This window comes from Pantoea sp. BJ2 (assembly GCF_040255075.1).
Lineage (GTDB): Bacteria > Pseudomonadota > Gammaproteobacteria > Enterobacterales > Enterobacteriaceae > Pantoea > Pantoea leporis.
Genome location: NZ_CP158292.1, coordinates 815,547 through 842,445, shown reverse-complemented (window position 1 = coordinate 842,445; position 26,899 = coordinate 815,547). Strand labels below are relative to the sequence as shown.

Annotated in this window: 27 protein-coding genes; 15 read left to right on the top strand and 12 right to left on the bottom strand. The window is 55.1% G+C overall.

The genetic code is table 11. From position 1 onward, the window contains the following. The first annotated feature begins 32 nt into the window (after window positions 1-32). The 9 genes from thpR (at window position 33) to panD (ending at window position 7,040) form a co-directional block, all read left to right on the top strand. Complete coding sequence (thpR, locus tag AAF463_RS03715) at window positions 33-572, top strand: RNA 2',3'-cyclic phosphodiesterase (protein WP_350261969.1); 540 nt, start codon at window positions 33-35, stop codon at window positions 570-572. Further along, entirely contained in the window at window positions 573-1,277 is a 705-nt protein-coding gene (sfsA, locus tag AAF463_RS03710; protein WP_101762065.1) for a DNA/RNA nuclease SfsA, read from the top strand. Window positions 1,278-1,522: 245 nt separating this feature from the next. Then, window positions 1,523-1,978 (top strand): RNA polymerase-binding protein DksA, encoded by a 456-nt coding sequence (dksA, locus tag AAF463_RS03705; protein ID WP_007888770.1) that lies wholly within the window; start codon window positions 1,523-1,525, stop codon window positions 1,976-1,978. 70 nt (window positions 1,979-2,048) lie between these two features. Then, complete coding sequence (gluQRS, locus tag AAF463_RS03700; RefSeq protein ID WP_101762066.1) at window positions 2,049-2,978, top strand: tRNA glutamyl-Q(34) synthetase GluQRS; 930 nt, start codon at window positions 2,049-2,051, stop codon at window positions 2,976-2,978. Window positions 2,979-3,016: 38 nt separating this feature from the next. Then, window positions 3,017-4,429: a polynucleotide adenylyltransferase PcnB gene (gene pcnB, locus AAF463_RS03695; RefSeq protein ID WP_206098210.1), complete on the top strand. Its 1,413-nt coding sequence runs from the start codon at window positions 3,017-3,019 to the stop codon at window positions 4,427-4,429. After that, a complete protein-coding gene (gene folK / locus AAF463_RS03690) occupies window positions 4,426-4,911 on the top strand; it encodes a 2-amino-4-hydroxy-6-hydroxymethyldihydropteridine diphosphokinase (RefSeq protein ID WP_271460745.1) in 486 nt (161 codons plus the stop codon). Before pcnB ends, folK begins: the two co-directional genes overlap by 4 nt. Before the next feature lie 42 nt (window positions 4,912-4,953). Continuing rightward, complete coding sequence (gene panB / locus AAF463_RS03685) at window positions 4,954-5,748, top strand: 3-methyl-2-oxobutanoate hydroxymethyltransferase (protein ID WP_350261548.1); 795 nt, start codon at window positions 4,954-4,956, stop codon at window positions 5,746-5,748. Between the two features lie 15 nt (window positions 5,749-5,763). After that, window positions 5,764-6,618, top strand: coding sequence for a pantoate--beta-alanine ligase (gene panC / locus AAF463_RS03680; RefSeq protein WP_350261546.1), 855 nt, complete (start codon window positions 5,764-5,766; stop codon window positions 6,616-6,618). Window positions 6,619-6,659: 41 nt separating this feature from the next. Beyond that, window positions 6,660-7,040 carry an aspartate 1-decarboxylase gene (gene panD, locus AAF463_RS03675; protein WP_007888760.1) on the top strand — a complete coding sequence of 127 codons (381 nt, stop codon included), beginning with the start codon at window positions 6,660-6,662 and terminating at the stop codon, window positions 7,038-7,040. A 54-nt stretch (window positions 7,041-7,094) separates the two neighbouring features. On the opposite strand, the gene AAF463_RS03670 is transcribed toward panD, so the two are convergent. The 7 genes from AAF463_RS03670 to hpt all read right to left on the bottom strand — a co-directional run bounded on the left by AAF463_RS03670 (window position 7,095) and on the right by hpt (window position 14,981). Beyond that, on the bottom strand, window positions 7,095-8,180 hold the full coding sequence (locus AAF463_RS03670) for a CfaE/CblD family pilus tip adhesin (RefSeq protein ID WP_217549071.1): 1,086 nt from the start codon (window positions 8,178-8,180) through the stop codon (window positions 7,095-7,097). Window positions 8,181-8,268: 88 nt separating this feature from the next. Further along, a complete protein-coding gene (locus AAF463_RS03665) occupies window positions 8,269-10,896 on the bottom strand; it encodes a TcfC E-set like domain-containing protein (protein WP_350261545.1) in 2,628 nt (875 codons plus the stop codon). Between the two features lie 44 nt (window positions 10,897-10,940). Continuing rightward, a complete protein-coding gene (locus AAF463_RS03660; RefSeq protein WP_350261544.1) occupies window positions 10,941-11,432 on the bottom strand; it encodes a CS1 type fimbrial major subunit in 492 nt (163 codons plus the stop codon). 59 nt (window positions 11,433-11,491) lie between these two features. After that, window positions 11,492-12,211: a fimbrial protein gene (locus tag AAF463_RS03655; protein WP_350261543.1), complete on the bottom strand. Its 720-nt coding sequence runs from the start codon at window positions 12,209-12,211 to the stop codon at window positions 11,492-11,494. A 347-nt stretch (window positions 12,212-12,558) separates the two neighbouring features. Continuing rightward, window positions 12,559-13,329 carry an ABC transporter permease gene (locus AAF463_RS03650; protein ID WP_101762076.1) on the bottom strand — a complete coding sequence of 257 codons (771 nt, stop codon included), beginning with the start codon at window positions 13,327-13,329 and terminating at the stop codon, window positions 12,559-12,561. Then, complete coding sequence (locus tag AAF463_RS03645; RefSeq protein ID WP_101762077.1) at window positions 13,326-14,252, bottom strand: ABC transporter ATP-binding protein; 927 nt, start codon at window positions 14,250-14,252, stop codon at window positions 13,326-13,328. Before AAF463_RS03645 ends, AAF463_RS03650 begins: the two co-directional genes overlap by 4 nt. Window positions 14,253-14,444: 192 nt before the next feature. Further along, the gene (hpt, locus tag AAF463_RS03640; RefSeq protein WP_350261542.1) at window positions 14,445-14,981 is read right to left on the bottom strand and encodes a hypoxanthine phosphoribosyltransferase; all 537 of its coding nucleotides are present in this window, start codon (window positions 14,979-14,981) and stop codon (window positions 14,445-14,447) included. Between the two features lie 165 nt (window positions 14,982-15,146). Between hpt and AAF463_RS03635 the strand changes: the two genes are divergently transcribed. After that, complete coding sequence (locus AAF463_RS03635; protein ID WP_350261541.1) at window positions 15,147-16,436, top strand: cystathionine gamma-synthase family protein; 1,290 nt, start codon at window positions 15,147-15,149, stop codon at window positions 16,434-16,436. On the opposite strand, the gene cueO is transcribed toward AAF463_RS03635, so the two are convergent. Continuing rightward, window positions 16,429-18,018, bottom strand: coding sequence for a multicopper oxidase CueO (gene cueO / locus AAF463_RS03630; protein ID WP_350261540.1), 1,590 nt, complete (start codon window positions 18,016-18,018; stop codon window positions 16,429-16,431). The two genes, AAF463_RS03635 and cueO, sit on opposite strands and share 8 nt — an antisense overlap. A 177-nt stretch (window positions 18,019-18,195) precedes the next feature. Between cueO and AAF463_RS03625 the strand changes: the two genes are divergently transcribed. After that, window positions 18,196-18,543: a YacC family pilotin-like protein gene (locus AAF463_RS03625; protein WP_007888732.1), complete on the top strand. Its 348-nt coding sequence runs from the start codon at window positions 18,196-18,198 to the stop codon at window positions 18,541-18,543. Window positions 18,544-18,714: 171 nt separating this feature from the next. On the opposite strand, the gene AAF463_RS03620 is transcribed toward AAF463_RS03625, so the two are convergent. From AAF463_RS03620 to AAF463_RS03610, 3 genes are read right to left on the bottom strand one after another with little or no spacing between them, the layout of a single operon-like run. Beyond that, the gene (locus AAF463_RS03620) at window positions 18,715-19,476 is read right to left on the bottom strand and encodes a DeoR/GlpR family DNA-binding transcription regulator (protein ID WP_101762081.1); all 762 of its coding nucleotides are present in this window, start codon (window positions 19,474-19,476) and stop codon (window positions 18,715-18,717) included. A 6-nt stretch (window positions 19,477-19,482) separates the two neighbouring features. Then, window positions 19,483-20,463, bottom strand: a complete 981-nt coding sequence (locus tag AAF463_RS03615; protein ID WP_217549079.1) for a D-threonate 4-phosphate dehydrogenase — start codon at window positions 20,461-20,463, stop codon at window positions 19,483-19,485. Then, window positions 20,456-21,727, bottom strand: coding sequence for a four-carbon acid sugar kinase family protein (locus AAF463_RS03610; protein WP_350261538.1), 1,272 nt, complete (start codon window positions 21,725-21,727; stop codon window positions 20,456-20,458). Before AAF463_RS03610 ends, AAF463_RS03615 begins: the two co-directional genes overlap by 8 nt. A 181-nt stretch (window positions 21,728-21,908) precedes the next feature. Here AAF463_RS03610 and AAF463_RS03605 point away from each other — a divergent pair, with 181 nt between their 5' ends. The 4 genes from AAF463_RS03605 (at window position 21,909) to AAF463_RS03590 (ending at window position 26,368) form a co-directional block, all read left to right on the top strand. Continuing rightward, window positions 21,909-23,057 carry an iron-containing alcohol dehydrogenase gene (locus tag AAF463_RS03605; RefSeq protein WP_350261537.1) on the top strand — a complete coding sequence of 383 codons (1,149 nt, stop codon included), beginning with the start codon at window positions 21,909-21,911 and terminating at the stop codon, window positions 23,055-23,057. A gap of 17 nt (window positions 23,058-23,074) precedes the next feature. Next, the gene (locus AAF463_RS03600) at window positions 23,075-23,923 is read left to right on the top strand and encodes a dihydrodipicolinate synthase family protein (RefSeq protein WP_350261536.1); all 849 of its coding nucleotides are present in this window, start codon (window positions 23,075-23,077) and stop codon (window positions 23,921-23,923) included. 122 nt (window positions 23,924-24,045) lie between these two features. Then, window positions 24,046-24,999: a phosphoglycerate dehydrogenase gene (locus AAF463_RS03595; RefSeq protein ID WP_350261535.1), complete on the top strand. Its 954-nt coding sequence runs from the start codon at window positions 24,046-24,048 to the stop codon at window positions 24,997-24,999. A 43-nt stretch (window positions 25,000-25,042) separates the two neighbouring features. Then, a complete protein-coding gene (locus AAF463_RS03590; RefSeq protein WP_217549089.1) occupies window positions 25,043-26,368 on the top strand; it encodes an MFS transporter in 1,326 nt (441 codons plus the stop codon). A gap of 38 nt (window positions 26,369-26,406) precedes the next feature. Here AAF463_RS03590 and yacL read toward each other — a convergent pair whose 3' ends face one another. Further along, window positions 26,407-26,769: a protein YacL gene (yacL, locus tag AAF463_RS03585; protein ID WP_101762088.1), complete on the bottom strand. Its 363-nt coding sequence runs from the start codon at window positions 26,767-26,769 to the stop codon at window positions 26,407-26,409. Between the last annotated feature and the right edge of the window lie 130 nt (window positions 26,770-26,899).

Sequence of the window (26,899 nt, the reverse complement as noted above, 5' to 3'; positions counted from 1 at the left end):
GCACTCTGAGGCGCGGATTACCGGAGGCCAACCTGGCAACGCAACGTCTGTTTTTTGCTCTTGAACTGCCCGCTCCGCTCCAGCAACAGTTGGTGCAGTGGCGCGCGGATAATTTTGCTGCCGAAGCCGGGAAACCGGTGGCGGCGGCTAACCTGCACCTGACGCTGGCGTTTCTCGGCGAGGTCAGCGATGAGACGTCACGCAAGCTGCAGCTGCTGGCCTCACGCATCGAACAGCCCGGTTTTGCCCTCGATTTGGATGACGCCGGTCACTGGCCGCGTCCCGGCGTGGTGTGGCTCGGTTGTCAGCGGGCGCCGCGCGGATTACTGCAGCTCGCCAGCCTGCTGCGCGCACAAGCCGCACGTCATGGCTGCGCACAGAGCCCGCAGCCGTTTCATCCGCACGTCACGCTGTTGCGCAAAGCAGCGTCACAGATCGCGCTGCCGCCGCGCGGTTTTCACTGGCGCACCGATATCCGCCATTTTGCGCTGTTCGCTTCGAACGTGACGCGCGGCCGCACACGTTATCAGGCGCTGGCCCGCTGGCCGCTACTATCATCCACAGGAGAGTAAATGGAATTCGATCCGCCGCTTAAACCCGCCCGCTTGATTGCCCGTTACAAACGCTTTTTAGCCGATGTGGTTACGCCAGAAGGTGAAACGCTGACCATTCACTGCGCCAATACCGGTGCGATGACCGGCTGTGCCACGCCGGGCGATACCGTGTGGTATTCGACATCCAGCAGTGCCACGCGGAAATATCCGCACAGTTGGGAACTCACCGAGACCCAACAAGGCCACTGGATCTGCGTGAATACGCTGCGCGCCAATCAGCTGGTGCGCGAGGCGCTGACGCTCGACACGATTCCGGAATTATCCGCTTACAGCCGCTGCCAGCCTGAAGTGAAATACGGCACGGAAAAAAGCCGAATTGACTTCCTGCTGCAAGCGGATGGCCGATCCAACTGCTATATTGAAGTCAAGTCCGTCACCCTTTTACAAGCAGGTAAAGGCTATTTTCCGGATGCGGTGACGGCTCGTGGACAGAAACATCTGCGCGAATTGAGCACCATCGTGGCAGAAGGTCATCGAGCCGTTTTGTTGTTCGCAGTTCTGCATACGGGGATTGAGGACGTTTCCCCGGCACGCCATATCGACGTGCACTACGCAGAACTACTGGAACAGGCGCAGCGTGGTGGTGTGGAAGTTTTGGCGTATCAAGCTCAAATTTCACCGTTAAAGATATTACTTACGCAACCGATTAACGTAGCGTTGTAATATTTAAAGCAATTTGGTGTGATAGGAATGTTCTGGGCGAGGCGCTGAATACGCGATTGTTCAGAGGCTTGTCAAGTAGTGGTCAGGAATAATTGCCAACCTTGATGGCTTCTGCTATTTATAGCGGCCTGTTTTTTTCCCTTTATGGGAATCGATAAGCCCTAAATCGTTTAGGTTGCAGGCACACAGTCAACACATGCAACTTGACGTATCTAGGGAAGTGCGTGTTATCCAGGAGAAACAACATGCAAGAAGGGCAAAACCGTAAAACATCGTCCCTGAGTATCCTCGCCATCGCTGGAGTGGAGCCGTATCAGGTGAAACCGGGCGAAGAGTATATGAACGACGCCCAGCTAGGCCATTTCCGTAAGATTCTGGAAGCCTGGCGCAACCAACTTCGGGATGAAGTAGATCGCACTGTGTCACATATGCAGGACGAAGCTGCCAACTTCCCGGATCCGGTCGACCGTGCTGCGCAGGAAGAAGAGTTCAGCCTGGAATTGCGTAACCGCGATCGTGAGCGCAAACTCATTAAAAAGATTGAGAAAACGCTCAAGAAAGTGGATGACGACGATTTCGGTTACTGCGACTCCTGCGGTGTAGAAATTGGTATTCGCCGCCTTGAAGCGCGTCCGACTGCCGATCTCTGCATTGACTGCAAAACGCTGGCAGAAATCCGCGAGAAGCAGATGGCTGGCTAATGGCCGTAAGCAAATTGCTACCGCACAGCCGGGAAAATCCCTGTTTTCCCGACGTGCGGTACACTTCGTTATGAATCCTTCAAACTGCATTGGGCGTTTCGCTCCCTCCCCTTCTGGTGACCTCCATTTTGGTTCGCTGATTGCTGCGTTAGGCAGCTACCTGAGTGCGCGCGCGCAACAGGGACGCTGGCTGGTGCGCATCGAAGATATCGATCCCCCGCGTGAAGTTCCCGGTGCCGCAACGCGTATTTTGCAGCAGCTGGAACATTATGGTCTTTACTGGGATGGCGACGTTTTATGGCAGTCACAGCGCCACGATGCCTATCGCGCCGCGCTAAGCTGGCTGCAAACGCATCGACAAAGTTACTTCTGCACCTGCACGCGTAGCCGCATCCAGCAGCTGGGCGGTTTTTACGATGGTCACTGCCGCGATTTGCAGCTGCCGCCGGACAACGCCGCGCTGCGCCTGCGTCAGCATGCGCCGGTTAGCGGCTTTGACGATCGCCTGCGTGGCCATTTACAGGCTGAAGCGCAGCTGGCGCAGGAAGATTTTATTATCCATCGCCGTGATGGGCTGTTTGCCTACAATCTCGCGGTGGTGGTTGATGACCATTTTCAGGGCGTAACGGAAATCGTGCGCGGCGCGGATTTGATTGAGCCCACGGTGCGCCAGATTGCGCTGTATCAGCAGTTTGCCTGGCCAGTGCCGGATTATCTGCATTTGCCGCTGGCGGTCAATCGCGATGGCAACAAGCTTTCCAAGCAGAATCATGCGCCCGCGCTGCCCGCTGGCGATGCGCGGCCGCTGCTGGTGCAGGCTTTACGCTTTCTTGGTCAGCCGGTTTCGGCTGGCTGGCAGGATGAATCGCTGGAAAGCCTGTTGAAACAGGCCGTCGCGCAGTGGAATATCCGCCTGATTCCGTTGCAGAACGGTCTTAAAGAGGATGAAACGACATCACCATTCCTAAATGGTTCTCAACAGGCTATGATTAGCCGCTGATTTTATTAACACCCTTTTTCTCACTGTCGAGGTGTCCCATTTTTACCCGAGTCGCTAATTTTTGCCGGAGAGTCCTCAAGCGTGATGAGGAGGCGCCTGAAGAGGTGGAAGCTGAAAGTCCTGGTCAGATGACTGTCATTCCACGAGAAAGCCACAACATCTCACGCAAAGATATCAGCGAAAACGCCCTCAAAGTGCTCTATCGCCTGAACAAAGCCGGATTCGAAGCCTACCTGGTTGGCGGCGGCGTTCGCGATTTGCTGCTCGGCAGCAAGCCGAAAGACTTTGATATCACCACCAACGCCACGCCTGAACAGATGCGCAAGCTGTTCCGCAACTGCCGTTTGGTCGGTCGTCGTTTTCGTCTGGCACATGTGATGTTCGGTCCGGAAGTGATCGAAGTCGCCACCTTCCGTGGTCATCATCATGAAGAGAGCGAAGAAGATCGCAACAGCTCGCAGCGCGGCCAGAACGGCATGCTGCTGCGCGACAACATTTTCGGCAGCATTGAAGACGATGCCCAACGCCGCGATCTCACCATCAACAGCCTCTATTACAGCGTGGCCGATTTCACCGTACGTGATTACGTCGGTGGCTTGCACGATCTGCACGAAGGCATCATTCGCATGATTGGCGATCCGGAAACGCGCTACCGCGAAGATCCGGTGCGCATGCTGCGTGTGGTGCGCTTCGCCGCCAAGCTGCAGATGCGTATCGCGGCAGAAACGGCCGAGCCGATCCCGCGTCTGGCGACGCTGCTGAATGACATTCCGCCGGCGCGCATGTTTGAAGAGTCGCTCAAGCTGCTGCAGGCCGGTTACGGCTACCGCACCTATCAGATGATGCGTGAATATCAGCTGTTCCAGCCGCTGTTCCCGATGCTGACGCGCGGTTTCACCGCCGAAAGCGACAGCCTGATGGAGCGTATGCTGGCGCAGGTTCTGAAAAATACGGATACCCGCTTGCAAAATGATATGCGCGTCAATCCGGCCTTCCTGTTTGCCGCAATGTTCTGGTATCCGCAGCTGGAATCCGCCGAACGCATTGCGCAGGAAAGCGGCCTGACTTATTACGATGCTTTCGCCTTGTCGATGAACGAAACGCTGGATGAAGCCTGCCGCGCGCTGGCGATTCCCAAGCGTATCACCACGCTGATTCGTGATATCTGGCAGCTGCAGCTGCGCATGTCGCGTCGTCACGGCAAACGTGCGTGGAAGCTGATGGAGCATCCTAAGTTCCGTGCCGCTTACGATTTGATGGCGCTGCGTGCCGACGTGGAAAACAATCCTGAGCTGCAAAAGCTGACGCATTGGTGGGGCGAGTTCCAGGCGGCGGCACCGGTGCAGCAGAAAACCATGATGACCACGCTGGGCGACGATCCGGCCCCGCGCCGTAAACCGCGCCGTCCGCGTCGCCGTCCAACCGGGCCTCGCACAAACAGTCCGCAATGACCCGCGTTTACCTCGCTTTAGGCAGTAATCTGGCCGATCCGCTGCATCAGGTTGATGCAGCGTTGGCCGCGCTCGATGCCATTCCGCATACCTCGCGCATCGCCACATCTTCCCTGTATCGCACGCCGCCGTACGGCCCGCCGGATCAGCCTGATTACCTTAATGCGGTAGTGGCGCTGGAAACCGCGCTGGACGCTGAGGCGCTGCTCGATCATTCCCAGCGCATTGAGCTGCAACACGGTCGCGTGCGCAAAGCTGAACGCTGGGGACCGCGCACGCTGGATCTCGATATCATGCTGTTTGGCAACCAGACCATTAACACGCCGCGCCTGACCGTGCCGCACTACGACATGCACAATCGCGCTTTTATGCTGGTGCCGCTGCTGGAAATTGCCCCGCAATTGTCGCTGCCGAATGGACAAGCCTTATCTGTGATTCTTGCCACCCTGGATCGCAGCGCTATCCGTTTGTGGTCTGAGTAAGCCGTAGTACACTGCGCGCATCAGAAAACTCTGGAGCGTGTGATGAAACCAACAACCCTCTCCCATTTACGCCAACTTAAAACCAGCGGGCGCAAATTTGCCACGCTGACGGCGTACGACTTCAGTTTTGCCAGCCTGTTTGCCGATGAAGGCATTCAGGTAATGCTGATTGGCGATTCGCTCGGCATGACCGTGCAGGGCCATGAATCGACCTTGCCGGTCACCGTGGACGATATCGCCTATCACACCGCTGCCGTGCGCCGTGGCGCACCGCTGGCGCTGCTGATGGCCGATCTGCCGTTTATGAGTTACCCCACGCCAGAACAGACGTTTACTAACGCCGCACAGCTGATGCGCGCGGGCGCCAATATGGTGAAGCTGGAAGGCGGCGAGTGGCTGGCGGAAACCGTGCGTATGCTAACCGAGCGCGCCGTCCCGGTGTGCGGCCATTTGGGCCTGACGCCGCAGTCGGTGAACATCTTCGGTGGCTACAAAGTGCAGGGCCGCGATGAAGCCGCCGCTGAACGTCTGCTGGCCGATGCGCTGGCGCTGGAAGCCGCCGGTATGCAGCTGCTGGTGCTGGAGTGCGTACCGGTGGCGCTGGCGGAACGCGTTACGAAAGCGCTGTCGGTGCCGGTGATCGGCATCGGCGCGGGCAACGTCACTGACGGTCAGATTCTGGTGATGCACGACGCCTTTGGCATTACCGGCGGTCACATTCCCAAATTTGCCAAAAATTTCCTCGCAGAAACCGGCGACATTCGTGCAGCGATTCGCCACTATATCGCCGACGTTGAAGCGGGCCTCTATCCAGCCGCTGAACACAGTTTCCAGTAAATCAGGAGATTTGCAGTGCTGATCATTGAAACACTGCCGATGCTGCGTCGTGAGATTCGTCGCTGGCGTCAGGCAGGTAAACGTATTGCGCTGGTGCCCACCATGGGCAACCTGCACGACGGTCATCTGACGTTGGTCGATGAAGCGCGTGAGCGCGCTGACGTTGTAGTGGTCTCGATTTTCGTCAATCCGATGCAGTTTGATCGTCCCGACGATTTAGCGCGCTATCCGCGCACGCTGCAGGACGACTGCGAGAAGCTGAATCGTCATAGCGTGGATCTGGTGTTTGCGCCCGCGCCCGCCGATGTCTATCCCAAAGGCCTGGATAGCCAAACCTTTGTGGAAGTGCCGGGTTTATCATCGCTGCTGGAAGGCGCCAGCCGTCCGGGACACTTCCGCGGCGTCTCCACCATCGTCAGCAAACTGTTTAATCTGGTGCAGCCAGACATCGCCTGCTTCGGCGAGAAGGATTTCCAGCAGCTGGCGATTATCCGCAAGATGGTGGCGGATATGGGCTTCGATATCGAGATTGTGGGCGTGCCAACGGTACGCGCAAAAGATGGCCTGGCGTTGAGTTCGCGCAATGGCTATCTCACCGCCGACGAGCGTAATATTGCAGCCGGTCTTAGCCAGGTGATGAACAGCATGGCCGAACGTCTGAGCAACGGCGAGCGCCATGTTGAAGAGATTATCGAGCAAGCGGAAGTGGTGTTGCGTGAGAAGGGTTTCCGTCCGGATGGACTGGCGATTTGCGATGCCGAAACCTTACAAGCGCTGAACGTGGACAGCCAGCGCGCGGTGATTTTGATGGCCGCATGGCTCGGCAATGCGCGTCTGATTGATAATCAGCAAGTGGATCTGACGGAGTAGTTTTCCGTTGTTTATTGGCAGCTTAACAAGGTTAGACAGTTATGATTCGCACCGTACTTCAAGGCAAACTGCATCGCGTTAAAGTCACTCAGGCAGATTTGCATTACGAAGGTTCCTGCGCCATTGACCAGGATTTCCTCGACGCCTCCGGCATTCTGCAATACGAAGCCATCGACATTTACAACGTCACCAACGGCCAGCGTTTTTCCACCTACGCGATTGCCGCTGAACGTGGCTCGAAGATCATCTCAGTCAACGGTGCCGCCGCACGCTGCGCCTGCGCTGGTGACATCATGATCATCTGCTCTTACGTGCAGGTCGAAGATGAAGTCGCACGCAGCTGGCAGCCGAAAGTTGCCTACTTCGAAGGCGATAACGAAATGAAGCGCCTCGCTAAGGCGTTGCCGGTTCAGGTGGCCTAAATTCAGGGGCGCCCAAAGCGGCGCCCTTTTTTGATTCCCACAACCCGCAGCCTGCTACGGAATGCCGGTTTCGACTTTGAATTCCAGCCTCAGCGTGCCTGAGTACTGACCCGCCGCCTTAGTCGCGTGATCAAAGGCCGGCGTCGATAAGCGTAATCGTCCCAGCGTACAGGCCACCGGAACATTGATTCCCGGCAACATCACTAAGCGGTAGTCACCGTAGTCGTTACGGGGAATGATCAGCGCGGACTGGTTAGTGAATTGACGCGTCATGCCATTCCACTCCACGAATGCCTGAAAATCGATACGCTGGCTTTTATCCGTGTTCAAAGCGCCTTGTTTAATAATCGTGAAATCGGTACTGCTGCGATCGGGCAACATTACGCCATCAGAGAGCGTTAATTGCAGAGATTGACTGTTGGCGCCATAACCATCGTACATGCACATATCCAGATAGCTGTGGCCTGCGCCCGCCATATTTTTTCCCGTATCACGCAAGTTAAGCGCCATACGCGGCGTAGCGGTATGAAACGCGGGAAAATAGAGTTGCGCCGCATTGTCATCGATATTCAATTGGATATTTACGCGCCATTCCGCGGCTTTTTGAAACGGCTCTCCCTGCATCACATTTATTTTTAAATCGGCTTCCCATATGCCGCCGCTGGGCAACAGCGCGAGCTGATCTGCACTGATATAGACGCTCAGGCCCGATCCCTGGCGCAGATAGCCGCCACAGTTGGGCGAGAACTTATCGTTAATGGCATAGTGTTCATGGGTAAAATAGCCTCCGGTGCAGCGTGCAGCCTCGCCACGCCCATAAGGCTGCCGGTAAGCGATCAATTTCAGATTGACGCTATTTTTCGTTTTACGCTCAGTGAAAGTTAATACGATTTCAGATTCCGCTTCGCCGCCAGAATATTTCGCGCTCGTTTCACATGCCCCGTGCTGCGGATCAGTTGATGAGTCGCACAAATAGGTGCCATAGCCCCAGCGCCGGGCATCATCCACCTTCCAGCCAGCAATTTCGCGTACAAAAATATCAATTTTGCTCGGTAGTTTTTGTTTGGATACAGCGGCGGTGACAATTTTATTAATATCACTCGCTTCCTGATCGGCATGGGCCACCGGCGTGATTAACATCGTGCCGCATATTATTATGCCTACCCACTTATATATGCGTGAGCTCAGGGTTAAAAAGTGCATTGTTTGTCACTCGCTTTTGAAGCCATTAAGGGTTATTAAACGCAGCGAGGCTTATATTGTTGCGCATCGCGTCTGGTAGCGCCGCCACATCTATAAGCGGACACATCACTTCACCAACAAACTGCACAGCATTTTTACGCTGCTTCACACGTAGCGCGCAGGCGTATATCTGCATCGACTCCTGCAGATAAAGCGTGGTGATGCGCTGTGCGCTATCAAATAACATGCCGCCGTCGCTATCTAATTGCGCCGGTGTATTTATCACCCTGGCGTCGCGCAATGGCATACCATTTTCTTTGAGCGCCCGTCCGACATAGGTTAAATTCAGCCGCGCTTTTACCTTGCGCTGCACAATTTTACCCGGCAGCAAAAACAATGATTGTTCACTGCCACCGGTACTGAGCGTGGCGGCCTGCTGATTATCACTCGATGTGCTCTCACGAATGCGGTGCGTGCCCGATTGATATCCCACCGCCGGAAGAAAAGCACTGTCGCCAAAATTGAGCGCATAAGTATGGCCATTGGCCATGACTTCTGCCGCTGGACCCGATAACGCGCTGTCAGCATCCACGCTTACCACCACACCCGCCGGAGAATCCGTGCTGCCTGCGCTGCTGCCCGACCAAAATCCCTGAGACGTGGCGGCGAAGGCCGAGTTATAGCTTCCGGTTAAACTGGTTCCACCCTGGTTATGGGATAAGGTTCCATAGACGTTGCCATGCATCCCATCACGTCGCCCCGAGAGCTGAGAATACATTTCGCCTCCCTGGCTGCCCGTCGCGGTCACGCTTAATTCACGATATTCCGGAGCAAACCATGAAACCGCATGTGAAGCCTGCCACCCCATTTCAGCCCCCTGGCTGTGTTGGAGGCGATACTCGCCTCCAATCTGCGAAGTGTGACGCCGATCCGAAGCGGCTTCCTCGCGCGGCACATAGGACAGGGAAATACCGATGTATCCACCGCGATCGGGTTCCTGACCGCTATTTATGCTACGAAAGATGCCCGCACGCGCCGACACTAATAGCGTGTTAAGTGTGAAACTGCGGCTGATATCCAGCTGCCAGCGCGTCTGTTTACTGGCCTGCTGATCTGCATAGCGCGGATATGAAGGCGCGGGATCAACCCTAACGTCAGGCGTTACTGAGGCGCGGCTCTTGCTGTATCCCAGCGACACCGCGTTACCCGCAAGTTGACCAGAAAGCGTTGCATTCAGACTCTGTGAACAACGATATTGACCTGCGTGCGTGGCCGATATGCAGGTTTTACCTTGCTGCTGATAACGATATAAGGAAAGCGTTGCGCCTTTAGTCATTGTAAGCTGCTGAATATTGCCAGCCAGCCCATGTTTGCTCGCCATTGCCCCGATTCCCAAATTGACTATTCCGAGGGATGAGACGTTTTGCCAATCCAGACGGGTTTCATTAAAGCTTTCTCCTGCCAGCACTGAAACGGCGCTGGTGATCGTCAGCGGTTCGGCAAGGCGCGTTCTGAAGCCACTCTGCAATGCAAAAGGGGGAGGATTTTTAACGTCTGGCACCGAATTAACGGCCTCAGCCACCTTCCCCAGCTGTGTGAACCATTGAAAATCTGCCGGACCCTGCTGCAGCGTCGTTTTGCTAAACGGGTATTGTTGTACGCGGCTTAATGCGCCCTCTTCATAGAATTTCAACGTTAAAAGATAACGTCCCTGGGGAAATGCCTGACTATTTAGTTTCACCACGCCTGCGGGCAGGTATTGCGTACCCAACAGTTCATCATCGCGATAAACATCCACCCGCGTGGTTCGCGATAATAATAAGGTGATAGGTGTTGTTGTTTCGCTCTCTTCACTGTTATTAACGTAACTTTGGGTGGTGCCCAGCCGTACTCCATAAAATTTAGGCAGCGGTAATAACGATAAATTAAAATTTCCGCCGAGCGCGCCATAGAGATTGCGCTTATCCATTTCGCCAACCTGAACATAGCGGCGTGTGCCAATATCATGACGAACATACAGATCATCATGGCGAAATGTTTTTTCCGTGTAATGTGATTGTTGATTGAACAATGCTTGCCAGCTACCGGAGAGATAACTTTTTTCGCCCAATCCCAATGCACCATTTCCTATAATGCTGATATTTTTAGTTGTGTCAGACGTAGCGATATTGATTTGCTGCTGATGGATAAGTGCATTGTGCGCGTTCAGCGCAGGTGCGTAATAGCCAGTACCCACAGGGGCTAGTGGCAGCCATGTGACGTTAATAAACAGATCAACATCATTGCGGCTTTCATTATAAATTAGCGCAGCACTTTCGGTATCCAATTGCCCACAACGTATTGAGGAAACATCATTTAAACAGGCTTTATGCCCATTACGGGCGAGTGGCTGACGCAAAGCCGTTGTTAGCTTTTTTTCGTGTTCCTCACTTAAACCATAAATTTCTTTGATCCGCTGAACCAATTTTTCTGGTTGCGAAAACTGGATTTCATCAGGTTTTACCAGCGCATCATAAAGCCCTAAGTCATGGCTGGCTAAACGCACAGACAGTAATTCATGCTGACCCAGTAATAACTCTTCGAAACCTAATGGCACGTTCTCCTGGCTCTGCGCCAGGCAGGGATAAATCGCTGCACCGACCAAAAATAGAATTAACCAGGAGAACGTCTTCACAATTAAAATCTCAAGCCAGAAATATTACGATTGTCACAACAGCATTAAGGTGCCTGCACCACTGCCAGTCTTACCAGACCGGTATAAAAACCTGCTGCAGGCGTAACATTGCCGCTGGAGATTTCCAGAGGAATGGAACGCGACGCACCGGCACCTTTTGCCGTTGAAAACAGGCTGGTCGCGGTAAAAGTAGTGTTAGCCGTCGTCAATGCTTTCCCATCAAATTTCACCGTCAGCGGAATGGTGTTTGCAGGCGTCAGGGTGTGCGTCAATTGCGCTGCGTTATACAGTTTGATGTTGAGGTCTTTTTCAACATCATTGGTATGCACGCGGGTGTTAATTATTTTTGGCGCCAATTTATTCATATCGGCCAGATACTTCATTTCAATCGCTGAGGGTAGATTTGAGCCATCTTCCATCATTAATGTCATCATGGGATCAATGGATGCCGTGACGGTAATATCCTGATCAACCGCATAGGCATTGAAGGCCATGCCTCCCATTAAAGCCATTGCCGCGAGTACTTTCACTTTCATTTCCTATTCCTTTATTCACTTTTATTGAATTGGCTAATGTTAGCCGTTACGCAGGACAATCAAGGGAAGACTCTTATTTTCTCTTGATCCTCTCCTTGTAATTTAAATACCAGCCTTAAAGCGCCATGCTTAGGCTGATTTTTCAGCGTGTAACGTTCACCGGGATAGACACTGCGTTGATCCTGGATCCATTGACATGCATTCTCTTTCATCTCTTTTTTGCAATAACTATAACGTTGCAGAATCACGCGAACATTACCGCGATTATGCAACTGCTGTTTATGTCGATCATATTCCACGGCAGGCTGAGCGATTAATGGTTGCTGGCGCACCAGCACACCCCAAATTAAGCTCATGCCAATCGAAGCATTGATTTTATTGGTCACAGCCGGTGCATCACTGTCTAAAGCGGCGACCGGCTCAAAGTAAATACGGTAAACATGCTCATGACTCACCGGCTGCAGCGCTATAATCCGCACGAGTTTATTCGCTCCGGCAGGCAAAGCGAACTTAACCGGGGATACCACAATATTTTTACCCTGCCAGCTTTTTACTTCGCGTTCTTGTTCCTCTGGCGTTGCAGGATGAATAACCTCTTTAACCACCACACGTACATATTGGGTATTCTCGCTTTTAGAGGTGATTTGAATGGGCGTGTTTTCATTACGCTTTTCATCCAGGTTTATTACCATGGGATAAACGCTCATATTGGCCATCGCGGCATGAATCCCCATTAAGCCCAAAAGAATGGCGCTCAATACTGCTGTTAACTGCTTCATAATGCCTAAACGTCTTATGCTGTTCCGATAGCCTTTTATGACGACAATCTATTGTGGAAATTAAGTCACATCAGGGAAGACGTTTCGGGATAAGGCAGCGAGGAGAAAAGCGGATGCGGTTAAAATTTTAATAAGACCAGTTTCTTCAATATTTTAAGTCCAACCTTTAGAAGGTATTGGCTGTTAGCATCAGTCTTAAGCGCCAAAACAGGGCAGCGTTTGAGACATATCTCAATCTCAACCTGACCCGTTAAGAAGGTGTTAATGCCACAGGCGACAAACTCAGGACGAAAAAAAAGGCCATAAAATGGCCTTTACAAAGGAGGGGACAGAGGTGCTATGCCAGGTTAGGTCCGCAGCCCGCGCCCACGCTGAATCAGCGAATACACCAGCACATAAAACACCACGATAAAGGCGATCAGCACAGATAGCGTGAACACCAGCGGCACATCGTTGATGCCGAGGAAACCGTAACGGAAGCCGCTGATCATATACACCACCGGATTCAGCTTCGACACCGCTTGCCAGAACGGCGGCAGCAGCGTCAGCGAGTAGAATACGCCGCCGAGATAGGTTAACGGCGTCAGCACGAAGGTGGGAATCAGGCTGATATCGTCAAAAGTGCGCGCGAATACCGCATTCAGCAGGCCCGCCAGTGAGAACAGAATCGCCGTCAGCAACAGCGTCAGCGCCACCATCGACCACGAATGCACGTGGAACGGCACGAAGAACAACGAAATCGCGGTAACCAAAATCCCCACGCACACGCCGCGCGCCACGCCGCCGCCGACATAACCGGCGATAATGATGTGCGTTGGCACCGGCGCCACCAGCAGCTCTTCAATGTTGCGCTGGAACTTGGCGCTAAAGAACGACGATGCCACGTTGGCGTAAGCGTTAGTAATCACCGCCATCATGATCAGGCCCGGCACGATAAACTGCATGTAGCTGAAACCGTGCATATCGCCGATGCGTGAGCCGATCAGATTGCCGAAGATAATGAAGTAGAGCGTCATGGTGATCACCGGCGGCACCAGCGTCTGAATCCAGATGCGGGCGAAGCGGTTGATCTCTTTGCTCCAGATGCTCTTGAGCGCCACCCAATACAAGTGCGTCATGCTTTCACTCCTGTTTTTCCCTGTGTCAGGCTGACGAACAGCTCCTCAAGGCGGTTAGCTTTGTTACGCATACTCAGCACCTGCACGCCCTGCGTGCTCAGCTGGCTGAACACGCTGTTCAGACCTTGCTCACGCATCACTTCCACTTCCAGCGTCGAGGTATCGACCAGTCGATACTGGAAGCCCTCCAGCTGCGGCAGCGGGCTACGCGGCGCCAGATCGAGGATAAAGGTTTCGGATTGCAGCTTGGAGAGCAACCCTTTCATCGAGGTGTTCTCCACCAGCTCGCCGCTCTGAATAATACCGATATTGCGGCACAGCATTTCCGCCTCTTCCAAATAGTGCGTGGTGAGGATGATGGTGGTGCCTTTAATGTTCAGCTCTTTCAGGAAACTCCACATCGAACGGCGCAGTTCGATATCTACGCCGGCGGTCGGTTCATCGAGGATCAGCAGCTTCGGCTCATGCATCAGCGCACGCGCGATCATCAGGCGGCGCTTCATACCGCCCGAAAGCATGCGCGCACGTTCGTTGCGTTTGCCCCACAGATCGAGCTGATTGAGGTATTTTTCCGCGCGTTTATTAGCTTCAGCGCGTTCAACACCGTAATAACCAGCCTGATTGACCACAATCTGCATTACGGTTTCAAACGGGTTGAAGTTGAACTCCTGCGGCACCAGCCCAAGCTGGCGCTTGGCGTTGACCACATCTTTTTGCAGGTCATAGCCAAACACGCGCACGCTGCCGCCGGTTTTATTCACTAACGAGCTGATAATACCGATGGTGGTGGATTTACCGGCGCCGTTTGGCCCCAGCAGGGCGTAAAAGTCGCCCGCTTCCACGTTGAGATCGAGTCCTTTCAGCGCCTGTACGCCGCCGGGATAGGTTTTGGTCAGCCCGGAAATTTCCAGTGCATATGTCATTGCGAATCCATACCTTGTTGTAGAGACATCAAAGGCCTATGAAAATGGTAATGCGCACGAGCGATGTCGCGGTCATTAACATTAAGAAATCAATGGAGTTTAGCAGAGAGTCGAGCCAGCCCATAAACCGTTGGCTTACGGGCTGCGCAGTGTATCGCAGGCGGGGAAGTTTAGCCTTGGACGATTGTGCGGTTATTCACCGGTCGGGATAACTTTGCCGATATACGGCAGATGGCGATAGCGCTGGGCGTAATCGATACCAAAGCCGACCACGAACTCATCGGGAATGGTAAAGCCAACAAATTCGACGGTGACGTCCACTTCACGACGCTCTGGCTTATCCAGCAAGGTACAAATCGCCAGTGACGTTGGCTCGCGCAGGCGCAGGATTTCACGCACTTTGCTCAGCGTATTGCCGGAATCGATGATGTCTTCCACGATCAGCACATCCTTGCCGCGAATATCTTCATCGAGATCTTTGAGGATTTTCACATCGCGGCTGCTCGACATGCCGCTGCCGTAGCTTGACGCCGTCATAAAGTCGACTTCATGCGGCACGTCGATGGCGCGGCACAGATCGGCCATAAACATAAAGGAGCCGCGCAGCAAACCCACCAGCACCATTTCGCTGCCGCTGTTGCGGTAGTGCTCGTTGATCTGCTTGCCCAGTTCGGCAATTCGGGTTGCGATCTCTTGCTCGGAGATCATCACGTCGACGGTATGTTTCATTGCATGCGTCCAGTTACGGTTTTTGGAAAGCCACGAAGTCTATCATAGACGAGCCAGCGTCTAACGCCGCGCACAGAACGCAAACGATTCCGTGGCGAAATTTATCACGCTGGCGTTAACTGTAGGAACACGTCCGCCCCTTTACCGCCGAGTTCTGGAGTTCCTATGACCGCTTCATCCAGTAAAAAAACCAAAATTGGTACGCGCGAGCTGCACCCGGAAACGCAGATGCTGAATTACGGTTACGATCCGCAGTTATCGGAAGGCGCGGTGAAACCGCCGGTGTTTCTCACCTCCACCTTCGTGTTTAACAGCGCCGAAGAGGGGCAGGACTTTTTCGATTTCGTCGCCGGGCGCAAGCAGCCGCCGGAAGGCAAAACTGGTGGGCTGGTCTATTCACGCTTCAACCATCCCAACAGCGAAATCGTAGAAGATCGGCTGGCGGTGTATGAAGGCGCGGAAAGCGCGGCGCTGTTCTCTTCCGGGATGTCGGCGATTGCCACCACGCTGCTGACGTTTGCGCGTCCGGGTGAAGTGATTCTGCATTCCCAGCCGCTGTACGGCGGCACCGAAACGCTGCTGAGCAAAACGCTGCACGATTTGGAGATCAAAGCGGTGGGTTTCAGCGATGGCACCGATGAAGATAAGGTGCATGAAGCGGCGAAGCTGGCGTGGCAGCGCGGACGCGTAGCGTTGATCCTGATTGAGACGCCCGCCAATCCCACCAACAGCCTGGTAGACATTCAGTTGATGCAGCAGGTGGCAGATGTGATTGCGCAGCAGCAAGGTTCGCGGCCGATTCTCGCCTGCGATAACACGCTGCTTGGGCCGGTGTTCCAACAGCCGTTGCAGCATGGCGCAGATTTGTCGCTCTATTCACTGACCAAATATGTCGGCGGCCACTCGGACCTGATTGCCGGTGCGGTGCTGGGTAGCAAAGCGCTGGTCGGCAAGGTGCGTTCGCTGCGCAGCGCCATCGGCACGCAGCTGGATCCGCACTCCAGCTGGATGATTGGCCGCTCGCTGGAAACGCTGTCGCTGCGTATGGAGAAAGCCACCAGCAATGCCGAAAACGTGGCGGCGTTTTTACGCGATCATCCGCAGGTGGAAAAACTGCATTGGCTGCCGTATCTGGCGGCAGAAAGTCCGGCGGGCAAAACGTATCAGCGCCAGTGTAGCGGCGCGGGTTCAACCTTCTCGTTTGATATTCGTGGCGGGCAAGCGGCGGCGTTCCGTTTCCTTAATACGCTGGAACTGTTCAAGCTGGCGGTGAGCCTCGGCGGCACCGAATCGCTTGCCAGCCATCCTGCCAGCACCACCCATTCGGGCGTGCCGCAGGATGTGCGACAGCGTATTGGCATCACCGATGCGACCGTGCGCTTGTCGATTGGTATCGAACATCCTGACGACCTGATCGAGGATATTCGCCTGGCGCTGGAGGCTTCGGTTAACTGACGCTAAAACCGAGCATCATGCCGGTATCTTCATGCTCCAGCAGATGGCAATGCGCCATGTACGCATTGTCGGCGTTAGCGACATAGTTGAAGCGCACCAGCACTTCGCTGCGCCAGCCGTTAACGTTGACCATGTCTTTCCAGCCTGCGCGATGCGGCGCAGGCGGCTTGCCATTTTCTGACAGGATGCGGAACTGCGTGCCGTGAATGTGGAACGGATGCAGCATGTGATCGCCTTCACCGGAAATCGTCCACTTCTCCACTTTGCCCAATTCCACGTTGAACATCGGCTTGGTCATGTTAAATGCCTGACCGTTAATCTTGTTGCCATTATGGAAATCATAGGCGGCAGTTTTGCCTTGGCTGCCGTGATCCATCGCCATATCGCCATGATCCATCGGCTTCGCGCTATCACTCATCGCCATGTTGCCATGATCCATTTTCATGCCGCCCATGGCTTTATCGCCATAACGCTCCATCAGCGCCTGCATACCTTGCTGATCAAGCTGCGGATCCATCATCAGCTGCAGCCAGCGGCTTTGCAGGCCTTCGGTGGCTGGAATGGGCGGCAGATCCACCAGCTTGTCTGGCAGCGTACCGCTGGCCATCACGCGCAGCGGCAGAATATTGACCAGCGGCAGCGGTTGGTCAAACGGCGCCAGCGTCATGCCCATCTGCGTCACCGGCAGCGTCACCACGTCGAAGGCTTTGCCATCTGACGTATCCACCAGCACTTCAAAACGCTCGCCCGGCAGCAGCGGCAAGCTATCCACTTTCACCGGCTCGGCCAGCAACCCACCGTCGCTGCCAATTACGTACAGCGGACGTTGATCGCTGGTGGCGATATGCAGCGAACGCGCGTTACAGCCGTTAAGCAAACGCAGACGCAGCCAGCCGCGTGGCACCGCATGCTGCGGATATTGCACGCCGTTGGTGAGCATCATGTCGCCAAACCAGCCGACGGCGGCGCGCATGATATCGAGCTGATAATCGATTTGCGTTCCCGCTTTATTTAGCTGCTTATCCTGGAAAATCAGCGGCACATCGTCTTCGCCCCACTGCATCGGCAGACGCAACTTGCCGGACGCTTCATCCTCCAGCAGCACCAAACCCGCCAGACCTTGCGCCACCTGATAACCGGTTTTGCCGTGGTGATGCGGATGGAACCAGCAGGTCGCGGCGGGTTGATCGGGGGTGAAACTGACCTGACGCGTCGCGCCGGGCGCAATAATCCCTTGCGGGCCGCCATCAACATCGCCGGGGATCTCCAGCCCGTGCCAGTGCAAGGTGGTGGCTTCCGGCAGTTGATTATGGATATTCACCGTGACGGCTTTTTCGCGTTGCAGACGCAGCGCGGGTCCGAGCAATCCACCGTTGTATCCCCAGGTAGGCACCGCTTTGCCATTCCATTGGCTGCTACCGGTCATGGCGGTCAAGGTGTATTGCCCGCGGGCATCAGGCTGCAAAATGGAGGGAATCGGTAATAATGGGCGCGTGGCGGCCATTAGTGAGCGGCTCCACAGCGGCAGCGCACCGGCGGCGCTGAGTGCGGCAGTCAACTTTAGAAAATGACGACGTTGCATATTCTTATCCTTGTCGTGAATAAGGGCACAGCGTAAACCTTTACCCTGCGGGAGGGTCAAGCCCTGAAACAGATTGCACTGATAAAAAGGGTGGGAATGGCCCGAAAGGGCAAATTTAGCGGAATAGCGGCAATAACTGTGCTAACGTCAATAAATTGTCCCTTGTTGAGAATGATTATGACGAAAAGCATCAAGATCCTGCTGCTGGCGGGACTCCTTGGCTTCTCCTCCACCAGTTTTGCCCTGAGCGAATCCGAAGCAGAAGATCTGGCCGACCTCACCGCCGTGTTCGTTTATCTCAAGAACGATTGTGGCTATCAGGATTTGCCGGACGCACAGATTCGTAAAGCACTGGTGTTTTTTGCCCAACAGAACCGTTGGGATTTAAGCAACTACAGCAATTACAACATGAAGTCGCTGGGCGAAGAGAGCTACAAGGATTTGAGCGGTATCGCCATTACCAACGACAAGAAGTGTAAGTCGCTGGCGCGCGATTCGTTGAGTTTGCTGGCTTACGTTAAGTAATCATTGCCCGCAGGTTGGTGCTTGCTGTCCCCCTCCTCGGTCCTCCCCCACAAGTGGGGGAGGAAGATGCTGCAATATGTCAGTTCGAGAGTTGCATGTGGCAGCGTCTCCTTCCCCCGCTGGCGGGGGAAGGCCGGGATGGGGGGCAGCCAGCACAATCTCAATCTAAATCTAAACCGTCAACTCCAATCCAATACCCCGCTCGCGCAGGTCGCGGCACACCGCTTCATCCAGACGTGCATCCGTCACCACATCGGTCAGGCTATCAATCGGCGCGGCGCAATACAGCGACCATGAACCGTATTTACTGCTGTCAGCCAGCAGAACGCGGCGGCGCGCGTTGGCCAGCAGATCCATCTTCAATCCGGCTTTCTCTTCGGTTGGCGTGGTAATCCCGCGTTCGATGCTCCACGAGTTGCAGCTGACAAAGGCAATATCAGGATTGATGCTGCGCAGCAAACGGCGACCGTGTTCGCCAATGCACGACTGGCTGGAATCGTCGATGCGTCCACCAATAATGGTGGTTTCGATTTGCTTAAACTCCGACAGAAATAGCGCGATATGCAGATCGGCGGTGATGACCCGCAGCTTGAGGTGCGTCAGCTGGCGCGCCAGCTCCAGCATGGTGGTGCCGGCATCCAGCACCACCGCATCACCCGACTGCACGTAGCTGGCGGCAAACTGCGCGATGGCCTGCTTCTCGGCGAGATTACGCTGCATCTTCTCCAGCGTGGTCGGCTGATTGGGGATAAAGCGATTCAGCGTAACGCCGCCGTGGCTGCGGCTGATAACGCCCTCTTTATCCAGCTTGATCAGATCGCGGCGGATCGTCGCTGGCGAGGCAGAAATCGCGCTCACCAGTTGTTCAACAGTGACCAAATTATGGCTCTTCAGATAATCCATAATCTGGTCGAGACGGCTTTGTCCCTTCATATTTCCCTATGCAAGCTGCATCGCGAGTTTAATGGAGATCGCCATGCTCGCAGAGTTCGCTTTACCTGTCCAGGCGATATCAAACGCGGTGCCGTGGTCCGCCGAGGTGCGGATAAACGGCAGGCCCGCAGTGATGTTAACACCATCGTAAAAGCCTAGTAATTTCAGCGGGATATGGCCTTGATCGTGGTACATCGCTACCACCATATCGTACTGTCCTTCCTGACACTGCAGGAACACGGTATCGGGCGGACACGGGCCACTGACATCAATGCCCTGCGCTTTCATGGCGTTAATGGCAGGCGCGACGATGGTGATCTCTTCATCACCAAACAGACCGTTTTCACCGGCATGCGGATTAACGCCTGCCACCGCGATGCGCGGCTGGTCGAAACCGACGCGGCGCAGGAAGCTGTCGGCCATGCCGATCACCGTTTGAATGCGCTCGCCGTTTAAGGTATCGAGGAACTTACGCAGCGCAATATGCGTGGTGACGTGAATCACTTTCAGCTTATCGGTGTAGAGCACCATGGCGTAATTTTTGGTGTTGGTCAGTTGCGCCAGCAGTTCGGTGTGGCCGGGATAGATATGACCCGCCGAGTGCAGCGCCTCTTTATTTAACGGTGCGGTGGCGATCGCCTGCACGTCGCCAGCCAGCGCCAGTTCGGTGGCGCGTTTGACGCAACGCCAGGCCAAATCACCTGCTGCTTTTTGCACCACGCCAGGCTGCAGCGCGGCGGCATCCGCCAGCGGCTCATCAATTACGTTGATCATGCCGGGCGCGAAATGCGCATCCTTGACCTGGTCGAGCACGCGCAGTTCAGCCTGCGGCGTGACATGTAATCCCATCACCCGACGCAGCGTGTTAGCGCAACCGACCACGACGGCAGGCGCGCCCGCTAACTCACCTTCTGCCAGCGCTTTAATGATGATCTCCGGGCCGATGCCCGCCGGATCGCCCATGGTAATCGCAATAATTTTACTCACTCGACTTCTCCTCAATAAAACGAATGGCTTCTACCAGGGTGTTTTCATCACCAAAGCCACCTGCTTTGGTCATCACCGGCAGGTGTAATTCACTGTTAAGCAAAACCCCGTGCGGCACGCAGCCCGCCACAAGGCCCTGAATCTGAAAACCGCGGGCACCTGATGCCTGTGCCACGGCAATCGCCACATCGCCGCCAGAGAGATAAAGCCCAGCAGGCTGCACCTCGCGGCACACGCGACGGGTTAACTGCGCGAGAAACTGGCAGATGCGTTCGCCCAATAGCTGACGAGAAACCTGATGCTGTTGGCACAACTGCGCAATCTCATGACGCTGCCCGGCATGTTGGGTAGTGCGTACCACGCAATGCGCGCCGTCGTGCAGCGCCTGCTGCATCTCTTGCTGCCACCGTTCAGCCTGCGGCCAGGCCGGTTGGGCAAACAGCTGACGGATATCAATGTCGACAATGCGGATGTCACGCTGGCTAGCGAGGCGTGTAATCTGCTGCTGCGCAATGGCGCTCATCGAACCGATCACCGCCAGCACCGGACGCGACTGACGTGCCGCCAGCAACGCGCCGAGCGCATCGCTGAGCCCGGACGCTCCGGCCAACAACGGACGCGTCTCCAGCGTGGCTGCCGCGGCCATCAACAAGGCAATGTCGGCGTCCTGCTCGATATCCACCACCAGCAAACCTTGCTTGCTGGCCAGCACCTGCGCCAGTTGATCGCTGCGCAGCGTGGCGAGATCGAGGGTTTCACCCGGCAATGTGCTCTGCATCTGCAGACACGTCAGCACATGGCCGCTGGTGACCGGCGTTTTGGGATCGCTGGCGAATTCGCTGTCGATCAAACGCTGCTGATGGATCCACACGTCACCCGCACGCGTGGTGCGTCCGAGCTTCGGCACCGCCGGCACCACTAAGGCTAATGTTTTACCGCTGGCCTGCATCGCGGCTTCGATCTCCGCGCCGGGATTGCCGCGCAGCGTGGAATCGATCTTCTTAAATAACCAACCGTCGTTAGCGATGGCCTGATGTTGCTCAATGGCAGCTCGCGTGCGTTGGGCCGCTTCTTGTGCGCTGGTTGCACGGCTATCGGTGCTGATCACCAGCACATCGGCAGCACCAGCGTCGTGTGGCGTGCTGCTCTCAAACAGCACATGCACACGCGCCCCGGCTTGTGCCAGCCCGCTGCCCGCGTCATTGGCGCCGGTAAAGTCATCGGCAATCACTAAGACTGGCGTTTTCCATGGCTGTGAAGTCATGCTCTCTCCTCTTCCGGCCGCTGCCGGGTCGCAATGATTATATTCAATCATGATTGATTATATGTGAGCAAGATCAAATTAATCGAAATCAATTTGCCCTATAAAATTAGGCACTGCAGTGATGGAACTCGCGCCGACTGAGCAAAATCAATCATTCCGCGCAAAAACGTAAGGGTAAGAGATGAATATCAACAGCACCGTGATCAGTGGCTTTCAGGCGCTTAATGACCTCAGCTATTTACTGCAAGGTAAAGACAAAGCGCTGCTGGTGACCGATAAGAATATTGAAGGCATTCCGGCGGTACAAAAGCTGATCGCCCAGCTCACGCAGCAGATTGCCAGCCTGAGCATCGTCAACACGGTGCCGCCAGAGCCTAGCCAGCACGATGTGGCGGCCATTGTCGCCGCGCTGCCGAGCACCGATGTGGATCTGGTGATTGGCATCGGCGGTGGCAGCGTACTGGATGTCGCTAAGCTGCTGTCGATTCTGTGTGTCGAAGATGCGCCGACACTGGAGGCGTTACTGGCTGGTGAGAAGCCGCACACGCGCACCACTTCGCTACTGATTCCGACCACCGCAGGTACTGGCTCGGAAGCCACGCCCAACGCGATTCTGGCGATCCCCGAGAAAGAGACCAAAGTCGGCATTATCACGCCAGTGATGCTGCCAGATTATGTCGCGCTGGTGCCAGAACTCACCACCAGCATGCCACCGCACATCGCCTCTTCCACCGGTATCGATGCGCTGTGCCATTTGATTGAGTGCTTTACCGCGACCGTGGCGAACCCGGTGAGCGATAACTATGCGCTGATCGGCATGAAAAAGCTGTTTGCCAGCCTCGAAACCACTATCGCCGAACCCGACAATCTCGAAGCGCGCCTGAATATGCTGTGGGCATCTTATTATGGTGGCGCGTCCATTGCGCATGCCGGTACGCATCTGGTGCACGCCATGTCTTATCCGCTGGGCGGCAAATATCACCTGCCGCACGGTGTCGCCAACGCCATTCTCCTTGCGCCCTGCATGCGCTTTGTACGACCGGCGGCGGTGAGCAAATTCGCTCAGGTTTACGATCTGCTGCCGGATGCCGATATCACGCTGGACGACGAAGCCAAATCCCACGCGCTGGTGGCGTATTTTGCCGCACTGGTGAAGCGCCTGAAGCTGCCCGCCAGCCTGGAAGAGCTGGGTATCGGCCCGGATCATCTGCCGTATCTGGTGGAAGCCGCGCTCGACGTGCAGCGCCTGATGAAGAATGTACCGATGAAAGTGGGCGCCGATGACGTACGAAACGTCTATCTGACGCTGTTTCCGGCTTTGAATTACTAAGGATTATTGAGGACACCATGAGTAAGAAAATTCAGGGCGTATTAACCGCCATCGTCACCACCTTCGATCGCGACGGCGCATTCAACCCAGCCGCCCAGCGCGAGCAGGTACAACGCCAGTTAAGCGCCGGCAACGGTATCTTCTGCGGCGGCACCAACGGCGAATTCTTCGTGCTGAACGAACAGGAGAAGCTGGCGGTAACGCAGACCTGCGTTGATGAAGTGAACGGCAGCGCACCGGTGGTGGCGCACATTGGCGAGATCTCCACGCGTGAAACCATTCGCCTTGGGAAACAAGTGGCGAAGCTGGGCGTGGATGCGGTTTCGGTCATCACACCCTATTTCGTGCCGCTAAAGCAGGAAGAGCTGATTGCCCACTATCGCGCGGTGGCTGACGCCATCGACGTGCCGCTGTTCCTTTACAACATTCCGGCGCGCACCGGCAACACGCTGCAACCGGAAACCGTACGCACGCTGGCCGCACACCCAAACATCATCGGTATCAAAGACAGCGCCGGCAGCTATGAGAGCCTGAGCGGCTTTCTGCAAGCGGCTGCAGGCATCAACAGTTTTGATGTGCTGAACGGCCCGGATTCGCTGATCCATCAGGGCTTTGTCGACGGCTGTTCGGCATGTATTTCTGGCCTTGCTAACGTGGCGCCTAAAGAGATCAACGCGATTTGGGCGCGCTTCCATGCCGGCGATATCGAAGGTTCGCGCCTGGCGCAAGAGAATGTGACCGGTCTGCGCACCGATCTGTATAGCGTCGGCTTCTCTCCCGCCGCAGTGAAAAAAGCGGTGACGCTGCTTGGTTTTGAGGTTGGTGACAGCCGCTACGCGGTGAGTTTCTCTGCCGAAGAAGAGTAGAAAATCCGCCAGATTGTGAATCAGTATTTGCAGTAATTTTCAGGTGAGCAGCCAGCCAGATCGCCATCAATGGCGACCCTGGCATCGGCTGTTATCTGTTTTTTTCAACATCGGGAAGAATTATGAAAGTCATCTGTACCTCACCGTCGTTTGCAAAATATGACGCGACGCCGATAACCACGCTGCAACAGCACGGTTTTGAGCTGATCACGCTGCCCGCCGATGCGCCGCTGAGCGCACTCCAGCCGCATCTGGCTGACACCGTGGCGCTGATCGTGGCTTTTACCGACATCAACGAAGAGCTGCTGGCGTTAGCACCGCAACTGAAAATCGTCTGTAAGCACGGCGTTGGCGTCGACAACATCAATCTGGATGCCACGCGTGCACGCGGGATTTACGTCACCAACGTGCCGGATGCCAATAAACATGCTGTCGCTGATTTCGCCTTTGCTTTGATCCTTAACAGCGCGCGTCAGATCACCCAAGCCGCCATCGAAACCCGAGCGGGCAGCTGGCCGCGAATTTTTGCCACCGACGTGTACGGTAAAACGCTGGGCATCATCGGGCTGGGTAATATTGGCAAGCAGGTCGCGCTGCGCGCCAGAGGTTTCAACATGCGGGTGATCGCGTTTGATTTTTATCCTGATGAGCCGTTTGCTGCTGAACACGGCATCGACTTCGTCACGCTGGATCAGCTGACCGAAACCAGCGATTTCATCACTCTGCACATGCCGCTTACCGACAAAACGCAGAATCTGTTTGATGCCGCGCGCCTCAAACGCATGAAGAAAAATGCCTTCCTGATTAATGCCTCACGCGGCGGCGTAGTGAATGAGCAGGATCTTTATCAGGCGCTGCTGGATAACGTGATCGCCGGAGCAGCGGCTGACGTGTTTGTGCAGGAACCGCTGACCGAGCATCCGCTGTTTACGCTCAGCAACTTCATTCCCACTTCGCACATTGCCGGTTACACCGACGGTGCGATCAGCGCGATTGGTGAACGCTGCGTGACGCAAATTGTGCAGTGCATACAACGGGGCGAACGCCCAATCAACGTGATGAACGGGCTGGAATAACACGCCACCTTTCTCTGTAACCTTTTTCGAGTGGATAATTACTATGACTAACTCTGCGCGCTCGAGTCGTATCCGTTGGTGGATTGCTGGCCTGATGTGGCTGGCCATCGCCATTAACTACATTGACCGCACCGTTCTCTCGGCAGCGGCTCCGCATCTGATCAAAGAACTCGATATCAATCCTGAAATGATGGGCTTCATCATGGCGGCGTTCTTCTGGTCTTATGCGCTGTTGCAGATCCCGGCGGGCTGGTTTGCCGATCGCTTCGGCCAGAAAAAAGGGCTTGGTATCGCCGTCGGGTGGTGGTCGATCGCCACCATGGCGATGGGACTGGCGACCGGCTTTAAATCGCTGCTGGCGCTGCGTTTAGCACTCGGCGTCGGCGAAGCCGCCGCCTATCCCAGCAACGCGGGCATTACCGCGCGCTGGTTCCCGGATCGCGAACGCGCCACGGTTTCTGGCCTGTTCGACAGTGCCTCCAAATTTGGTGGTGCGGTGGCCATGCCGCTGATCGTCTTTATGATCGCCCTGTTCGACTGGCGTCTGACCTTCCTCGCTATAGGCGCGCTGGGCTTGTTCTGGGTGATTGCCTGGTACTTTATCTACGCCGAGAATCCGGAAGATCATAAGTCGATAAGCCAGCAAGAAGTGCGCTTCATCCGTAATGGTCAGACGCAAAAGCACGGCGACAAAAGCGTGCGTCCGATGAAGTGGTACAAGCTGCTGCGCTATCGCAATATCTGGGCAATGTGCATTGGCTTTTTCACCATCAACTACACCTCCTATTTCTTTATTACCTGGTTGCCGACCTATCTGGTGAAAGATAAAGGCATGGATTTCCTCAAAATGGGGATGGTGGCTGCGCTGCCGCTGATCTGTGGCATGGTGATTGAAGTGCTGGCGGGTTGGGCATCGGATCGGATGGTGCATAACAAAGTGCTGTCGCTGACCGCTACACGCAAACTGTTTCTCACCATCGGCCTGCTGATGGCGCTGTGTATCGGATTTGCCCCGTTCACCGATTCGGTGTTTATGACCGTGCTGCTGCTGTGTATCGCCAAATCCGGCACCACCGTGGCGGCATCACAAGTGTGGGCCTTGCCGGGCGATGTGGCACCGCAAAACAGCGTGTCGATTGTGGCGGGGCTGCAGAATACCGTTTCAAACATGGGCGGCGCGGTGGGTCCAATCATAACCGGCGCGATTGTTGGCGCAACCGGTCACTTTACCTGGGCGCTGGTGTTCTCGGCGGTGCTGGTGGTAATTGGCATTCTTAACTATCTGTTCCTGATGGGTAAAGTTGAACCTATCGTCGATGAGGAACAGGTGACGCATGCGCATTCCGTGGCAAGTGGCGCGACGCGGTAATCGGCTGGGTCGCCATCAATGGCGACCTTACTGTTTAGCTATTTACCGGCAATAAACAGCCGATAAGCGGCAATCACTGCGAGAAAATCGTCGACGCCACAGAAAGAGAGGCTCTCTTCGTCGTAATAAGTCATGCCCTCTTCCATGCCGTCATCTTCCAGCGCCAGCTGGTTGGCACGAATCATCACCTCTTCATCATCCAGCCACAGCGTGTATTCATGCCCGACACGCTGCCACTGATTGATGGTGCCTTTCACCTGTTGGGCGGCGGCCTCAACCTCATCCAGCAACGGCAGATTGTCTTTGACCTCTTCGTTGAACCAGTGCCCTACCGCTTCGTGGTCCATCGACATACGCACTTTGACCTGACCGGTCAAATCACGCAGAAATTCATATTCCATGATTGCCTCATACTGATGACGCGCTGTGCAGCACAGTGTTAGTGCATTTTGTGCGCAGCACGCTGAATAAAGTGGGATCGCGCTCGCATTATGCCTGGAGATGTCAGCGGAAAAAAGGGCATAAAAAAAG

Coding starts and splice junctions, on each gene's coding strand:
- sfsA (WP_101762065.1), top strand. CDS start 573: ATGGAATTCGATCCGCCGCTTAAACCCGCCCGCTTGATTGCCCGTTAC.
- dksA (WP_007888770.1), top strand. CDS start 1,523: ATGCAAGAAGGGCAAAACCGTAAAACATCGTCCCTGAGTATCCTCGCC.
- gluQRS (WP_101762066.1), top strand. CDS start 2,049: ATGAATCCTTCAAACTGCATTGGGCGTTTCGCTCCCTCCCCTTCTGGT.
- folK (WP_271460745.1), top strand. CDS start 4,426: ATGACCCGCGTTTACCTCGCTTTAGGCAGTAATCTGGCCGATCCGCTG.
- panB (WP_350261548.1), top strand. CDS start 4,954: ATGAAACCAACAACCCTCTCCCATTTACGCCAACTTAAAACCAGCGGG.
- panD (WP_007888760.1), top strand. CDS start 6,660: ATGATTCGCACCGTACTTCAAGGCAAACTGCATCGCGTTAAAGTCACT.
- AAF463_RS03670 (WP_217549071.1), bottom strand. CDS start 8,180: ATGTTAATCACGCCGGTGGCCCATGCCGATCAGGAAGCGAGTGATATT.
- AAF463_RS03660 (WP_350261544.1), bottom strand. CDS start 11,432: ATGAAAGTGAAAGTACTCGCGGCAATGGCTTTAATGGGAGGCATGGCC.
- AAF463_RS03655 (WP_350261543.1), bottom strand. CDS start 12,211: ATGAAGCAGTTAACAGCAGTATTGAGCGCCATTCTTTTGGGCTTAATG.
- AAF463_RS03650 (WP_101762076.1), bottom strand. CDS start 13,329: ATGACGCACTTGTATTGGGTGGCGCTCAAGAGCATCTGGAGCAAAGAG.
- AAF463_RS03645 (WP_101762077.1), bottom strand. CDS start 14,252: ATGACATATGCACTGGAAATTTCCGGGCTGACCAAAACCTATCCCGGC.
- hpt (WP_350261542.1), bottom strand. CDS start 14,981: ATGAAACATACCGTCGACGTGATGATCTCCGAGCAAGAGATCGCAACC.
- AAF463_RS03635 (WP_350261541.1), top strand. CDS start 15,147: ATGACCGCTTCATCCAGTAAAAAAACCAAAATTGGTACGCGCGAGCTG.
- cueO (WP_350261540.1), bottom strand. CDS start 18,018: ATGCAACGTCGTCATTTTCTAAAGTTGACTGCCGCACTCAGCGCCGCC.
- AAF463_RS03625 (WP_007888732.1), top strand. CDS start 18,196: ATGACGAAAAGCATCAAGATCCTGCTGCTGGCGGGACTCCTTGGCTTC.
- AAF463_RS03620 (WP_101762081.1), bottom strand. CDS start 19,476: ATGAAGGGACAAAGCCGTCTCGACCAGATTATGGATTATCTGAAGAGC.
- AAF463_RS03610 (WP_350261538.1), bottom strand. CDS start 21,727: ATGACTTCACAGCCATGGAAAACGCCAGTCTTAGTGATTGCCGATGAC.
- AAF463_RS03605 (WP_350261537.1), top strand. CDS start 21,909: ATGAATATCAACAGCACCGTGATCAGTGGCTTTCAGGCGCTTAATGAC.
- AAF463_RS03600 (WP_350261536.1), top strand. CDS start 23,075: ATGAGTAAGAAAATTCAGGGCGTATTAACCGCCATCGTCACCACCTTC.
- AAF463_RS03595 (WP_350261535.1), top strand. CDS start 24,046: ATGAAAGTCATCTGTACCTCACCGTCGTTTGCAAAATATGACGCGACG.
- AAF463_RS03590 (WP_217549089.1), top strand. CDS start 25,043: ATGACTAACTCTGCGCGCTCGAGTCGTATCCGTTGGTGGATTGCTGGC.
- yacL (WP_101762088.1), bottom strand. CDS start 26,769: ATGGAATATGAATTTCTGCGTGATTTGACCGGTCAGGTCAAAGTGCGT.